The sequence below is a fragment of the Kitasatospora sp. NPDC058190 genome (assembly GCF_042883685.1).
In the GTDB taxonomy this organism is placed as follows: domain Bacteria; phylum Actinomycetota; class Actinomycetes; order Streptomycetales; family Streptomycetaceae; genus Kitasatospora.
Genome location: NZ_JBHVVI010000046.1, coordinates 17,855 through 32,252 on the forward strand (window position 1 = coordinate 17,855; position 14,398 = coordinate 32,252).

Below are 14,398 nucleotides of genomic sequence, written 5' to 3' on the forward strand. Positions count from 1 at the left end.
ACCTGGAGACCCCGTGAATCCCAGCTCCGTTTCCCGTCGGCAGCGCCTGCGCGTTCCCGGCGCCGCTTGCGTCGCGCTGTTGTGTTCCGTCGCCCTCGGCGCCGCGACACCGGCGCGGGCCTTCAGCGGGGGGAACCACGAGAAGATCACCCGGGCCGCCCTGGGGGCCGGGGGCTGGCACCCGAACTCGCTGACGGCGATGGCAGACGGGAACTCGGGCGCGATCGTCGCCAACGACCACGGCGAGTACTTCGGCATCGGCAAGCTGCACTGCGACAACGCCGACTACCTCGACCCCCGGTACGACAGCCGCTACCCCCGCACCCGCGAGCAGGCCAACGCCGAGATCATCGACTGCGTCGAGGGCTCCGTCGACCACGTCAAGCGGGCCCTCGCCGCCGCGGACCGGCTGGTCGACGCGAACGGGCACGTCGTCGCCGCCCAGACCTCCATATCACCGGCCTGCACGTGGAATGACCAACCGGGACGGGCGAAGTGCGAGGTGCTGGAGGACCTGGGCCGCGGCTGGCACCAGATCGAGGACTTCTACGCCCACAGCAACTGGGCCGACCAGGCCGGCCCGGGAGCCGTCGGCGTCAGGAACCCCCCGGGTCTGGGCAGGACCGACCTGCCCGCGTTCTTCTCCATCAGCCGCTACAGCTCCATGAGCAGGGCCGACTGGGTCAAGGACGCCACCGACCACATCCCGCACGACCTGGCGACCGGCTGCTACCCGGACCGCGACCACACCGGGAGGGTCTCCGACTGCACGAACCGCGTCACCCACGACGGGGTGCTGAACAAGGACACCAAGGAGAGCCCGCGCTCGGCCGTCGGCCACAACTTCGACCGCGCCTACGACCTCGCCGTCAAGGACATCGCCCGCCAGTGGCAGCAGTTCAAGGACGAGCTCCAGCGCAGGTACCCGAACAACGGCCGGGCGAAGGCGATGATCTGCGCCATCACCCATGACCACCCGGACAAGACCTGCTGACCCACCGCCGCGAGCCGCCAGCCTGCGGGCCGGGCCGCCGCCGCGGGCACGCGGCAGGGCGACCCGTCCGGGCCGTCCCGGGCGGGATCGGCCGGTGACGGTCCCGGCGCGTGTGGGGAGGGCGTCCAGGCGGGCGGGCTGGTGGTCAGTCGGCTCGCCGTCAGTGCGGGGTCTTGTCCTGCTCGCGCAGCCGGGTGCCGGGCCGGGCCGCACGGGTGACCGCCGTACCGCGGCCCGGAGACTGCGACCCGGTGGCCGCGGTGACCGCGGCGATCTCCCGGCGCGAGCGGACCCCGAGCTTGCCGAGGATGTGGGAGACATGGGTCTCCACGGTGCGGCGCGAGACCAGCAACATCGCGGCGATGTCGGGGTTGGACAGCCCCTGCCCGACCAGTTCGGCCACGCGGTGCTCCGTCACCGTCAGCGCGCCCCGGCCGGAGGCCGGCCGGGAACGCGGCCCCCGGATCCCGGCGCGCACTCCCAGAGGCGCATGCGGGCGGCGGCGCGGCGCGCGTCCCAGACCGCGCCCAGCTCGGCGTAGACCGCGAGGGCCTCGCCGAACGCGGCGCGGGCCGCGTCGCGGTCCCCGGAGGCGGCCCGGAGCACTGCGAGGTCCTCCAGGGCGTTCCCGAGGTCCGGGGGCCGGTCGGCGCTGCGGTGGTGGTCGATCACGGCGAGCAGCCGGGCCGGGTCGTTGTGCACCAGTCCGCGGCACCACTGGGCGGCCGCCCGCGTGGCGGGCAGCGGTTCGATGTGGGCGTTCCGTCGGCTTTCGAGCGCCGCGGTCCGCGCCGTGCGCCGGTCGTCCACCGCGAGCGCCAGGCGGACCAGGCCGGCCAGCCACTCCGGATGCCTCCTGATGTCGTACTCGTACGCGGGGGCCAGCAGCACCGCCAGCACCTGGAGGGCCTCACGGGGCTGCCCCGCGCGTTCGAGGGCGAGGCTGCGGGCCACGATCCGGTACGAGGCCGCCGCGGGCCAGGTCGGCGCCACCACCTCGGTGTCCGGGGTCTCCGGATGCCCGGCCGCCTCCTGCCGACCATCCCGTCGGGCGCTGATCAGTGCCCGCAGGCCGTGGCGGGCGAGTTGCCAGCGGTCCTGCGGAAGGTCGGTGACCTCGTCCAGGACCGCCTGCGCGTCGTCCCAGCGCCCGTGCTCGTAGTACCTCTCGGCGATCCTGACCAGGTTCATGGAGAGCAGCGTCGCCCCGGTCCGCCCGGCGAGGGTACGGGCGTGCGCCAGGGTCTCCTCCGCTTCCCGGGGGCGGCCGAGGCTGTCCAGTGCCACGGCCCGGTGGCCCAGCAGCATGAGCCTCAGGTCCACGAGTTCGCGGTCGTCGCCGATCTCCGCGAGCGCCCGGTCGGCCAGGACCAGCGCACCGGGCTGGTCGCCCTCCCGGCTGCGGATCAGGGCGCCCGCGTTCAGGGCGTAGCCGACGGTGGTGGCGTTGTCGAGCCGTACGCCCTCGGCGAGTGCCTCGGTCATGGCCGCGCGGCCCTCGCCGAGCCGGCCCTGGAATCCCCGGGCGAGTGCGAGCAGGGCCAGCAGCCCTGCGCGCCAGCGTGGTGCGAGCCGCGGGTCGCCGAGGGCCGCGTGCCAGTTCGTCTCCACGTCCTGGTAGTGGCCGGCCCGCAGGGCGATGCTGGTGAGCAGCCACCGGGCCCGGCCGACGAGTTCGCGGTCGGAGGTCGCCGGCAGGATGCTCCGGGCGAGTTCCTCGGCCCGCTCGAACGCTACGCGTGGTTCACCCTCTCCGCGGACCGCGGCGGCACCGGTCTCTACAACCGGGCGACGCCCGACCGGGTGGGCACGGCCTACCGCGCGGCCGGCTGAGCACACCGCACCCTCGAACGGGTGGACCTTTTTCGAAAAGGCGTCCATCCGCTGGAGGTCGACTATCTGACGACCAGTCAGAACCTTGCGGACACCCGCATCAAGGCCTACGTCGAACGTCCGGCCTCCCACGCGGAGCGGTGGAGCGACCACGCACCCGTCGCCGCCGAGTTCGATTGCGACACCAACTAACCATAACGCACATACAGTTGACGAACACGCAGAAGTAGGCCCTGGGCCGGCCGCTCTCCCCCAGCCCAGGGCCCGCTCGGCATCGACCCACGTGACCCGCGCTCGCGCCTGATCGGCTCCACGGGTCAACGGGTCAACGGGTCCATGACGAATCGACCTGCTTTGTAGAACCTGCGGCACCGTCACCAGGCCTACGGCAGGCGGCTGTCCGTTTACCCCAAGCGGTCGGTTCACCACGCTCCATGGACCTTGCCTGCGACCTGAAGGTCCACACCGGCAAGTGGAATAGCACCAGGTCCGTGGCGGTAAAGAGTCGAGCGCCGACAGCCCATCATCCGAGATCACGTCTGCACTCACTTGATCACTTCCGTCGGGCATGTTCTCCTGTCCAAGACCTCCAGGAACCACCTGGCACGGTCGCCGTGATCTTTCATTGGGGGAGGGAGAGCCGATGAGGCATGCGAAAATCGGGGCGGATGGCGTCCGGCACCTGCACACGCTTGGCCCGCGCGGCACCAATCTGGAAGCCGCGTCCCACGAATGGCTGCGCCGGCGGGGAGTCCGGGGAACGGTGGAGCTGCACTCCTCCATCGAGTCCGCGCTCGACGCCGTTCCGGACGACGGACAGCATGCGCTGGTCGCCTGCGCGGTCTATCCGGAGCTGCACACCTTGGTGTTCGGGAACCTGCACCGCCTGCACATGGTCGACAGTTTCATCATGCCGACGCACAACATGGTGCTCGCCACCAATGGGGTCGACGTGCCCGCCGCGGTCGCCTCGCACCCGGCGCCCACGGGTCTTGTGCCCGTCGGCACGGAGATCCAGGAGGTCCTGAGCAACTCCCGGGCGGCCATCGAGTGTGCCGAAGGTCGCGTCGAGGGCTGCATCACCACCATCGTCGCGGCCGAGAACCACGGACTGCGCGTGGTACGGGACTTCGGCGCCGTGCCCATGGTGTTCACCGTCCATCAGGTTCTGGCGGTCGGCGCCGAGGACGAGCAACTGCTCCCGGTGGGAGCGGCCCTGTGACCATCGCGACCGCTCCGGTCCACGCGGACCTGCTCTCCGATGCCGACGAACTGGCCGGGTCTCTCATCCCGAAGGTCGACCGCTTCCGGGAGCGTCAGGCAGACGACGGCACCGTTCCCGGAGCGACCGAGGAGGACCGGGCGCTGCTCGGCCGTATCCGCGACGAGGCGTGTGCCTGGTACGCGCGGCGTGGACGGGACGGCCAGGCGGCCGCGCTGGCCGCCGATGTCGACGGCTGGCTCGCGGCCGGCCTCGACACACGGCCGCACTTCGCACGCTCGCGAGACGCCCTGTGCGTACCCGAGGACGGCTCGTCCGTCTTCTTCCTCGCGCCGCTGCAGAGCACGAACAGCGCGCCGCCCGTCGGCAAGCGACTGGACTGCTTCTTCGCGCTGCGCAAGGAGCCTGCCTCGCTGCCGGAGCTGGCCGTGTCGTACCCGCATCCCAAGAACAACTGCCAGTCGCTCGTGCTGATCACCGGCAGCGCAGGGTTCAGGCAGGGCAACTGCCTGGTGTTCTTCCCTGAGAACGTGGCCGCTCACGACAAGGTCACCGAGCAGCCGTACGCCATGTTCTTCTACAACAAGATGCGGAAGATCCACGAGACCTACGCGCTTCCCGGTGCGGCGGCCGTCCTGACTCCGGAGTCCCTGCCCCGTGCGTCCACGGGCCTGGACGCCGACGTGTGCTTCGAGGCCCGCGCCATCTGGGGCTATCTGCACGACTCGATGCACTACCAGGGGCTCTGGCCGTTCGACCAGCACATCTCGCTGAAGATGAACTGGTTCGTCGGCCTGCTGGAGGAGATCAAGGTCGACGCCAAGACCGTTCTGGCCTGTGCGGACAGCGGTGTCGTCCCGTTCGCGGCGGAACAGGTCGACATGATCCTGCTGGAGCGGATCTTCCGCTACCCGCAGGCGGACGACGCCACCCGCAACTTCGACTCGGGTACCGGGGTCTTCCTCTACTCCTGGCTGCGCGAGCACGGTGCGCTGGCCGGCTCCCCGGCCGATGGCGGGCTGCTGCGCTTCGACGGGGCCAAGGCCCTCGACGCGCTACGGGAGTTCGTCGCCACGGTCGAGAAGCTGGAGGCGGAGGTCACGACCGACGACGGATACCGCTCGGCGGCCAAGGACCTGGTCCGCAGGTACCTGCCGGCTCCCGAGCCCGCCGATGCCGGTACGGCACGGCAGCGGTACGCCTTCACCGAGGACCAGCGGGTCCTGCTGCGCGCCAAGCAGGGGCTGGACCGGATGCCCCCGTTGGAGTTCGAGCGGGCGGAATGGTGAGGGACGCACCCCTGCGCCCCCGCCGGGGCGGGCACCTCGTGGTGCCCGCCCTCTCGGCACTGATGATCGCCCTGCTGGCCGCCGGCTGGCTGCTCGCCGGGCGTCTGGTCGACGGCGTTCCCCCACTGGTGGTGGCGGCCGGGCGGACAGCGGCCAGTTTCGTGGTCATCACCGTCATCGCCCTGCTGTACCCGCGGTCGCGGTCCGACGTCCGGGCCGCGACCGCCCGCGGCGGGAGTGTCGCGCTGCTGGCCTTCCTCGGCTTCTTCGCGTACTACTCCGGAACGCTGCTCGGGACCGGCTTCATCGGAGCCTCCCGGGTCGGCCTGATCGTCTCCCTGCTGCCCTGTATCACCTTCGTGATCGGAGTCGCCGCCTTCCGTGAGCCCTCCACGCTCCGCAAGGTCCTGGGCACGGTGCTGGCCGTGGTCGCGGCCTGCGGGTACGCCCTGGCCGACGGTTCAGCGGTCGGCGGCGCGGGCTCCAGGGCCGGCGGGGGCGCCCTGGTGGGCGGAGGGCTGCTGGCGCTCGGCGGCACCTTCACGTACGCGGTGTACGGCTACGTCTACCGGCGACGCATGGCGGACCTGACCCCGGTCGCGGCCCTGCCCGCCGTCACCGGGGCGGGCACGGTCATGCTGGGGCTGACGGTCGCGCTGTTCGTCCCGCTCGGCGGCGTCTCCCTGGCCGACTGGGGCGGCATCGCGATCCTCGGCGCGGTCCTCACCGCCCCGGTCTTCCTCATCTCGCACGAACTCATCCTGCGCAAGGGGCCGTTGTTCACCTCCGCGCTCGCACTCGTGGTGCCGTTCCTGGTGCGACTGGGAGAGTGGGCCCTCGGCCGGGAGGCCGCGCCCCGACCGCTCGTGCTCCTGTTGCTCCTGCTGTGCGGGGTCGGTGTGTGGCTCACCATCGGCGGTGCCCGCCCGGCCGGGCGCGCCGCGGTCGAGGCGGCTCCGAACGAGAGGCACACCGGGAAGGGACCCGAAGTTCACACCCAGCAAGGAACATCGTGACGGCAAAGGACCTCGTGATGACAGCCGACAGCCCCAAGCCCACCCTCGTCCTGGTCTACCAGCGCACCTCGCTCCCCTGGGTCTTCGAGAGTGCCGAACGGGCCGGGATCGACCTCGTACTGGTGCCCCGGCCCGACGAAGCGGTGTCCGAGGACCGGTTGCCGCCCGCCGTGGTGGACGTCCTGCGGCTGGACGTCGAAGCCGACCGGGCCGGCGCGCTGGACGCCCTGCGGCGACGGTACGAGGAGAACGCCTTCCAGGGCATCGTCACCCTCTACGACCCTGCCGTGCCGTTCGTCGCCGAGGTCGCCGAGCTGCTCGGACTTCCCGGTATCGGCCGCGACGTGGCGCTCGGCGCGCAGGACAAGCGCGTCATGAGGGAGCGTCTGGCCGAGGCGGGCCTCAACGTGCCGGGGTTCGTCCGGCTGGACGACCCGGCCGACTGGGAGAAGGCGGCGCGCCTGGCCTTTCCCGTCGTGGTGAAGCCGGCCCACGGCTTCTCCAGCCTCGGAGTCACCAAGGCGGAGTCCCCGCAGGACCTGAAGAGCGTCGTGGACGAGGTGTGGCAGACCTCGGCGAACAAGCTCGGCCGCACGGACGGCCTGGTGGTCGAGGAGTACCTGGACGGCCCCGAGTTCGCCGTCGAGTCCCTCGCCCACGGCGGCGACGTCCGGGTCCTGGCCATCGGCTACAAGGGCGACCCCCAGGGGCCCCACTTCGAGGAGGGCGTCTACCGCGCACCGGCCGCTCTGCCCGAGGCCGTCCAGGAGGACATCCGGCGCGAGGTCATCGCCGCGCACCGAGCCCTCGGCATCACGGAGGGGCCCACCCACACGGAACTGCGCCTGCGCGGTGGCGTGACGCCGTACCTGCTGGAGATGGGGGCCCGGATCGGGGGCTCCGGGGTGTCCCACTACATCGCCTCCGGGGTGACCGGTATCGACTTCGCCGCACAGGCACTGCGGATCGCCGCCGGCGCCGCCACCGAATCCCTGGGCGCCGGCGCGTTGCCGACACCCGTGGCGGCCGCGGCCAACTACATCGTCCCCTGCGGCGGTTCCGGACGGATCACCGCGATCCACGGCCTGGCCGAGCTCCGCGACGACCCCAGGGTCGATCACGTCGTGCAGATGCTCTTCCCCGGAGACGTCGTGCGGCCCTATCCGGACTTCACCGGCTATCCGGCGTTCGTGCTCTCCCGGCACGCGAACACCGCCGAGGCCGAGGACTTCCACCGGTTCCTGGAACAGTCCATCCGCATCGACTACTCAGACGACACCGACCACAAGGGGCAGGCGTGACCTCCGTTCCGTTCGACGACCGTGACGGCATGATCTGGCTGGACGGAGCGTTCGTGCCGTGGCGCGACGCCCAGTTGCACGTCCTCTCCCACGGCCTGCACTACGGCGGCGGCATCTTCGAGGGCATCCGCGTGTACGACGGCCGGCCGTTCAAGACCGTCGAGCACTTCGAGCGGCTCCACACCTCGGCAGAGGAACTGAACTTCCGCATCCCGTTCAGTCCCGCGGAACTGGACGCCGCCATGCGGGAGACCATCCGGCACCAGGAGATCGTCGACGGGTACGTCAGGCCCGTGGCCTGGCGGGGCAGCGAGCAGATCAGCGTGTCCGGGGCGGGGACGTCCGTCCACGTCGCGATCGCCGCGTGGGAGTGGCCGCACGTGTTCTCCGGCGACGCGCAGAGCCGTGGCATCCGGCTGCACACGTCCCGGTGGCGGCGCCCTTCTCCCGACACCGCGCCGGTACGGGCGAAAGCGGCGTCGCTGTACAACATCTGTACCCTGGCCCGCGACGAGGCCGAGGCGGCCGGCTGCGACGACGCCCTTCTCCTGGACTTCCGCGGGTACCTGGCGGAGGCCACCGGGGCCAACCTCTTCCTGGTGATCGACGGAGCCCTGCACACGCCGACCGCGGACACCTTCCTCAACGGCATCACCCGGCAGACGGTCCTGGCCCTCGCCCAGGAGCTGGGGATTTCCGTCCACGAAAGGCACATCCAGCCCGAGGAACTGCAACATGCCGACGAGGTCTTTCTCACCGGCACGGCCTACGAAGTGCAGCCGGTGCGTGCCGTAGACGGTCATTCCTTTGAGCTCGGCAGCGTCACCGCGATGTTGTCCAAGGCGTACACCGGTCTGACTCGTTCCGTCATGGCGCGGTAGCCGCGGCGCCCGGTGACTCGCGGCCGGGCAAGATCTACGTGGCATCAGGGCACGTATCCGGTCGTGATCAAGTGGTGGCCCTGGTGAGGTCTTTGATCTAGATCATTGCGCCGTGAAGGTGGAGGCCGGCGAGGTGGCGCGCGGGAGTCTTGTCATAGCGGGCGGCGCCGCCTCGCCAGGACACCCCCTCGGGGGTGCGCCCTCGGCGCGACCTCGCCGTCGGGCGTCTGCACCAGCGTCGTGTCGACGGACACCCACGCCTCGCCGACCTTCATCCGGATCGGACCGGTCGAGCGGTCCGAGGTCAGCCTTGATGCAGCTCCGTGTCCGCTCCGCCCGCGACCTCTGAATTCGCTTGCCGCCGGCCCAGGCTGCCTGGTCGTTGCGTTCGATGGCCCTGCGGGCTGGCTGCTGCCACGACCAGCCGTGACGCTTGAGCAGCGCCCAGGTCCCCTCGACCGTGTAGCTGACGTGGAACAGGCGGCCGATCAGCGTCTTCACCCTGGCGAGGGTCCAGCGCCGGTCCTCCCAGCCGTGGACCAACGGGCCGTGCACCAACTCGCGCTCCAAACGGGCGATTTGCCTCTCACTGAGCCTCGGACGGCCAGGTGATCCCTTCGACAGGAGTCCGGCTTCACCTCGCTCACGCCACTGCCGGCGCCATCGCTCCACCGACCGCTCACTCACCCGCAGCGCGGCGGCGATCTCCCGGCTCTTCTCCCCGCCCTCGAAGCGTTCCACGGCCTGCAGCCGGATCCGCTCCCGCGCGGCCCTCTCGGCGTCGGTCAACCCTCCGCCCTGCGCGTACCTCACGATCCCAGGGGTAGCGGAACAGCCCAGCAACTGTCAGGCGAACAGCTCCGACATCACGCTTTCAGGTTCAGCAACTGGCTTACAACCAGCGATAGTTCAGCAGCACTGAGAGGCAGCCATAGGCTCATGGAACCCAGCCGTGCCAGAATTCCCTCTCTTCTGCAGGCCGACGCGAAACCGGCCCCAAGCTCCAGCGGACTTCCCCGCTGGAGCGTTTTACAAAGTGAGTCGATCGCGGGTTCCGATGGCATTGTCAACACTCCAGCGCCCTGGTGCCGGAGGCGACCGCGTCGTCTTCGAGCGCCATCGGTTGACCGACCTCACAGGTCGGGCTTGGGTGAGGTACCCGACGGGATCACAGGGGGCTCCGAAGGCGGTGTTCGAGCGGACCGTCGGTGGAGCGGGCGGTGCCACCGTTGTGGCCCTCGCCGGTGACCTCGACCGTGGCGGTGCAGCTGACAGGCATGGCGGGCCTTCCTTACGTCGGTGTCCTGAACGGCTGTCCTCGGGCTCCCTGGCAGCGGCGGCCCGTCGAGCCCGTGCCGGACACTGGTTGCCCCCGGCCCGGGTACTGGCCAGGGTTCGACACTGGCTCGACGGGCCCGTAGTCCCGGGATCGTGATCGGTGGACGCCGACCGGCTTCCATTGCGGCGAAGGAGCTGACGAAGGTGGAGCCTGTTGGCAAGGACGGGCTGGACGTGACGGGGTATCCGTTGTCGCCACCGCTCTGCGGACGCGCCCGGGAACAGGAAGTACTCGATCGGCTGTTGCTCGACCTGCGCCGCGGACACAGCCGCGTACTGCTCCGGCGCGGGGAGTCCGGCGTCGGCAAGACCGCCCTGCTCACCTATCTGGCGGGTCGCGCCCCGGCAGGCCGCGTCGTCCGCACGGTCGGGGTGGAGACCGAATCCGAGATCGCGTACTCGGCTCTCCAGCAGATGTGCGCCCCGCTGCTGAGCCATCTGGACCGGTTGCCGGCAGCGCAACGAGCCGCTCTGGCGACGGCGCTGGAGCTGGGGCTGGAGCTGGAGCTCGGACCGAGCGATGGCGAATCGCCCGGCCGGCTGCTGACCGGACTGGCCGTGCTGGGCCTGTTCGGGCGTTGCTCGACTCGGTGCTGCCGGGGCCGGTGCATCCCCGCGTGCGGGACGCGATCGTCGCCGAAGCACGCGGCAACCCGCTGGCGCTGATGGAGCTGCCGCGCGGTGAGAGCGAAATCAGGAAGAGGTAGGGGGACATGACCGGGTTGCAGCGATGGGGCGTCACCACGGCGATGGTGGGCCGCGAGGACGAGCAGGCGGAGCTCGTGGCGTTCGTGAAGTCCGCCACGGGCCAGGCTCTCGTCCTGCGGGGGGAGACGGGGGTCGGCAAGAGTTCGCTGCTGAGCCACGCCGCCGCGCTGGCGGAGCAGGAGGGCCACGCCGTCATCCGGGCCGCCGGCGTCGAGGCGGAGTCCGAGCTGCCCTACGCCGGGCTGCACCAGTTCCTCCATCCGCTGCTCGCCGATGCCGCGCGGCTGGACGACGGGACCCGGGCGGTGTTCGATGCCGTGTTCGGCGGAATGCAGGGCGATCCGCCGTCGGTCATGACGCTCGGCATCGCCGTGCTCAGCCTGCTGTCGCTCTCCGCCGCGCAGCGGCCGCTGCTGCTGGTCCTCGACGACGGGCAGTGGCTGGACGACTCCAGCGCCGACGTCTGCGGCTTCGTGGGCCGACGCCTGGCCGGCGGCCCGGCGAAGATGCTGGTCACGGTCCGCACCGACCTCACGTCCCGCTTCGACACCGCCGCACTGCCCGAACTGCCGATCACCGCCCTCACCGACGAGGACGCGGCCCACCTGCTGGACCACCGGTACCCGGAGCTGAGCCGACGGGTCCGTCGAATCGTCCTGGAGCAGGCCCAGGGCAACCCGCTGGCCTTGGTGGAGCTGCCCGCCCACTTCGCCGGCCGGTCGAGCGACCTCCCGGTCGAAGACCTGATCGGTCAGCACGGCGTGCCGTTGCCCCGACGGCTGCAACGGCTGTTCGGCACCCGCATCGCCGCCCTCGACGAGCGGGTGCGGACCGAGCTGCTGATGGGCGCGCTCGACGGCGCCGGGACCCCGAGCGGCACCGACGCCGTCCCCGGCACCCGTTACGGCATGCGCGACGCCGACCCGGCGGTGGCCGCCGGGCTGCTGGACATCGAGGTGGTCACCGGCGATTTCGTCTTCCGCCACCCGCTCGTGCGGTCCGCCGTCGTGCGGATGGCCACTCCCAACCAGCGCCGCGCCGCGCACCTGGCGCTGGCACAGGTTCATCGGGAGAACCTCGAACGCCGGGCGACGCACCTGGCAGCGGCAACGGTCGATCCGGACGAGGACGTCGCCGACATCCTGGAGACGGCGGCCGAGTCGGCGACCCGGCGCGGCGGCGCGCTGGCGGCCGTGGCCTGGCTGACCCGGGCCGCCGAGCTCAGCGAGAACCACGCCGACCGCTCCCGGCGGCTGACCGACGCGGCCTTCGTCGCCGGTCACGCCGCCCGCCTCGGCCAGGCGCACCGGCTGGTCCAAGCAGACCTCGCGCCCGGCTCGACGGAGTCGCCGGCCTCGGTGCTGGCGGCCGCCTACCGAGCGCTCTACCAGGAGGGGGACGTACGCTCCACGCACCGCCAGGTCTCGGCCGCGATCGAGAAGCTGCGGGACGCCAGGACGGCCGCCGGCTCGGCCGAGCCGGAGGAGGTCCTCACCCGGCTGGTGATCCTCCTCCTGGCGATCAGTCAGTTCAGCGGGGACCGCGCGGTCTGGGAGAGCACCCACGAACTCCTCGCCTCCATGGGCGACCTCGTCACCCAACACTCGCGCCTCTACCGCGACACGTGGAGCGATGTGACCAGGCACGGAGCAGGCTGGGCCGAGCCGGTGCGACAGGCCGCCGCGAACCTGTCGGAGCTGGAACCCTGGGCCGTCACGCGGTTCGGCGCGGCCGCGTACCACCTCGACATCCTGAGCCACTACCGCCCCCACCTGCAGCGCGTCGTCGACCGCGAGCTGGAGACCGGAGCCGTGGCCACCGGCATGGTCATGCTGCACCAGATCATGCTCGACCAGTTGGCGGTCGGCGAATGGGCCCAGGCCGAGGACACCGGACAGCGCGGCCTGGACCTGGCGACCGAGCACGGCCACCATCTCTTCGCCGCCCAGAGCCGCGCGTACCTGGCCCAGCTGGCGGGGCTGCGCGGACAGGTCGGGCGGGCGCGGGACCTCCAGGCCGAGGTGGACGCCTGGGCGCGCCCGCGCGGACTGGGGTTCCTGACCCAGGTCGCCGACGCCGCCGGCGCGACCGCCGCGCTGAGCTCCGGCGACTACGAGACCGCGTACCTCTACGCCATCGGCATCACCCAGCCGGGCACGTTCCGGCCCTATGCGTACCAGGCCTCGCGCACCCTGCTCGATCTCGTCGAGGCCGCCCAGCACACCGGACGCGTCGAGCAGGCCCGGGCACACGCCCTCGCCGCCCGCGACGCCGGTCTGCCGAACGTGTCGCCCCGCCTGGGACTGATCACCTACGGCGCGCTGGCGATGACCAGCGAGGACGAGCGGGAGGCCGCCGAGATGTTCACGCGGGCCGAGTCCCACCCGGACGCCGCCCGCTTCCCGTTCGAGCTGGCCCGGATCCGGCTGGCGCACGGCATCCGGGTGCGCCACGTCCAGGGCCCGGCCACGGCGCGGCAGTACCTGGTCCCGGCGGCCGAGGCGTTCGAGCGGCTGGGCGCGACCGGCTGGACCGAACGGGCCCGGGCCGAACTGCGCGCCACCGGGGCCCCGCCCCGCGTCTCGACGCTGAACCTGGCCTCGCTGACCTGGCAGGAACGCCGCATCGCCGACCTGGCCGCCGGCGGCCTGACGAACAAGGAGATCGGCGAGCGGATGCACCTGTCGCCGCGTACCGTCAGCTCGCACCTGTACCGCATCTTCCCCAAGCTGGGCATCACGGCCCGGGCGGCGCTGCGCGACGCGCTGAGCCGGACCGACGCGCTGAGCCGGACCGACGTGGCGCAGGTCTGATGCCTGCGCTCAGCCCCGTGCGACCACGGCCTCGATGCCGTTGGCGGCCAGCCAGACGAGGACGTGGTCGGCGACCGAACGCCAGCCGCTGTCGAACACCAGGGAGTGCCCTCGGTCGGCGAACTGCTTCAGATCGGTCACGGCGGAGGAGTCGCCGTAGAGCTTGTAGACCGAGCGGGTCACGGCGTCCGGGACGATCCGGTCCTCCTGACCCGACACGAGCAGGAGCGGTCCGCGCGCCGAATTGGCCGTGTCCACGACGGTGTCGGCCGGCCCGGCGGCGGTGCGGTCGAGTCCGAGGTCCGCGAGCAGCCGGAGCGGGGCCGGGACGGCGTACCGGTCGAAGAGCTTCTCGGCCTCCTCCTCTCCGACCGCGTTGACGACGACGTGTCGGAACCGGGCGCGCGACAGCAGCTCGAAGCCCGGGTGCCGGGTCGTGCCGGCCGACATCAGCGACCACGGCCGGGGCCGGCCGTCGTCCAGCGGCACACCGCCGGCCGGCAACGGCGCGAGGGCGACGGCGGCGCGGCCGAGGTCGGCCCCGAGGAGGTGCTGGGCGATGAGGCCGCCGGCCGAGTGCCCGATGAGGACCGGCGGGTTGTCGAAGGTACGCACGATCTCCTCGTAGTGGGCCGCGAGCGCGGCGAGCCCGAGGTCGCGCAGCGGGCCGGGATCGCGGCGGGCCTGGTCGGCGGTGGGGGCTTCGCCGGGCCAGCCCGGGACGCACACCGCGTAACCGTGCGCGGTGAACCGTTCAGCCCAGCCCTCCCAGGAGGACATGTGGAACCACGCACCGTGGATGAGGACGACGGGGGTTTGCTTCACGGCCAGACCTTCCGATTGCACACACGACGATCCGCCGGCATCGCGGCGCTCCTTCGAGGATCACCGAGCGGTAGGACGGCGGAAACAGTCGAATGACTGAATCCGGCGGCCCGGCAGACCCTTGGTAGGGCTGCGAGCGTCTTCGTGCGTCTCGACGTCATGTGACCGATGCGTCGGG

Annotated in this window: 13 protein-coding genes and 1 pseudogene; 10 read left to right on the forward strand and 4 right to left on the reverse strand. The window is 71.5% G+C overall.

The genetic code is table 11. From position 1 onward, the window contains the following. Positions 1 to 13: 13 nt before the first annotated feature. A complete protein-coding gene (locus ACFVWU_RS21570) occupies positions 14 to 994 on the forward strand; it encodes a hypothetical protein (protein ID WP_387623288.1) in 981 nt (326 codons plus the stop codon). Positions 995 to 1,154: 160 nt separating this feature from the next. Here ACFVWU_RS21570 and ACFVWU_RS21575 read toward each other — a convergent pair whose 3' ends face one another. Further along, on the reverse strand, positions 1,155 to 1,397 hold the full coding sequence (locus tag ACFVWU_RS21575) for a response regulator transcription factor (RefSeq protein ID WP_387623291.1): 243 nt from the start codon (positions 1,395 to 1,397) through the stop codon (positions 1,155 to 1,157). A 17-nt stretch (positions 1,398 to 1,414) separates the two neighbouring features. Beyond that, the gene (locus ACFVWU_RS21580; protein WP_387623293.1) at positions 1,415 to 2,605 is read right to left on the reverse strand and encodes a hypothetical protein; all 1,191 of its coding nucleotides are present in this window, start codon (positions 2,603 to 2,605) and stop codon (positions 1,415 to 1,417) included. Between ACFVWU_RS21580 and ACFVWU_RS21585 the strand changes: the two genes are divergently transcribed. The 7 genes from ACFVWU_RS21585 (at position 2,588) to ACFVWU_RS21615 (ending at position 8,536) form a co-directional block, all read left to right on the forward strand. After that, positions 2,588 to 2,827 carry a hypothetical protein gene (locus ACFVWU_RS21585; protein ID WP_387623296.1) on the forward strand — a complete coding sequence of 80 codons (240 nt, stop codon included), beginning with the start codon at positions 2,588 to 2,590 and terminating at the stop codon, positions 2,825 to 2,827. The two genes, ACFVWU_RS21580 and ACFVWU_RS21585, sit on opposite strands and share 18 nt — an antisense overlap. Before the next feature lie 21 nt (positions 2,828 to 2,848). Next, complete coding sequence (locus tag ACFVWU_RS21590) at positions 2,849 to 3,019, forward strand: hypothetical protein (protein WP_387623298.1); 171 nt, start codon at positions 2,849 to 2,851, stop codon at positions 3,017 to 3,019. A 451-nt stretch (positions 3,020 to 3,470) separates the two neighbouring features. Beyond that, entirely contained in the window at positions 3,471 to 4,049 is a 579-nt protein-coding gene (locus ACFVWU_RS21595; protein ID WP_387623301.1) for a bacilysin biosynthesis protein BacA, read from the forward strand. Further along, positions 4,046 to 5,338 (forward strand): DUF6421 family protein, encoded by a 1,293-nt coding sequence (locus tag ACFVWU_RS21600; protein WP_387623303.1) that lies wholly within the window; start codon positions 4,046 to 4,048, stop codon positions 5,336 to 5,338. The genes ACFVWU_RS21595 and ACFVWU_RS21600 overlap by 4 nt, the downstream gene beginning before the upstream one ends. Continuing rightward, on the forward strand, positions 5,335 to 6,354 hold the full coding sequence (locus tag ACFVWU_RS21605) for a DMT family transporter (protein WP_387623306.1): 1,020 nt from the start codon (positions 5,335 to 5,337) through the stop codon (positions 6,352 to 6,354). Before ACFVWU_RS21600 ends, ACFVWU_RS21605 begins: the two co-directional genes overlap by 4 nt. Positions 6,355 to 6,371: 17 nt before the next feature. Continuing rightward, a complete protein-coding gene (locus ACFVWU_RS21610) occupies positions 6,372 to 7,655 on the forward strand; it encodes an ATP-grasp domain-containing protein (protein WP_387623308.1) in 1,284 nt (427 codons plus the stop codon). After that, positions 7,652 to 8,536 carry a branched-chain amino acid aminotransferase gene (locus ACFVWU_RS21615; RefSeq protein ID WP_387623310.1) on the forward strand — a complete coding sequence of 295 codons (885 nt, stop codon included), beginning with the start codon at positions 7,652 to 7,654 and terminating at the stop codon, positions 8,534 to 8,536. Before ACFVWU_RS21610 ends, ACFVWU_RS21615 begins: the two co-directional genes overlap by 4 nt. Positions 8,537 to 8,896: 360 nt before the next feature. Here ACFVWU_RS21615 and ACFVWU_RS21620 read toward each other — a convergent pair. Beyond that, positions 8,897 to 9,349 (reverse strand): annotated as a pseudogene (locus ACFVWU_RS21620) (winged helix-turn-helix domain-containing protein); the annotation flags it as partial. 618 nt (positions 9,350 to 9,967) lie between these two features. Between ACFVWU_RS21620 and ACFVWU_RS21625 the strand changes: the two are divergent. Continuing rightward, positions 9,968 to 10,540, forward strand: coding sequence for an AAA family ATPase (locus ACFVWU_RS21625; RefSeq protein WP_387623312.1), 573 nt, complete (start codon positions 9,968 to 9,970; stop codon positions 10,538 to 10,540). A 47-nt stretch (positions 10,541 to 10,587) separates the two neighbouring features. Next, positions 10,588 to 13,395 (forward strand): AAA family ATPase, encoded by a 2,808-nt coding sequence (locus tag ACFVWU_RS21630; RefSeq protein ID WP_387623315.1) that lies wholly within the window; start codon positions 10,588 to 10,590, stop codon positions 13,393 to 13,395. Between the two features lie 9 nt (positions 13,396 to 13,404). Here ACFVWU_RS21630 and ACFVWU_RS21635 read toward each other — a convergent pair whose 3' ends face one another. Further along, entirely contained in the window at positions 13,405 to 14,220 is an 816-nt protein-coding gene (locus ACFVWU_RS21635) for an alpha/beta hydrolase (protein WP_387623317.1), read from the reverse strand. Between the last annotated feature and the right edge of the window lie 178 nt (positions 14,221 to 14,398).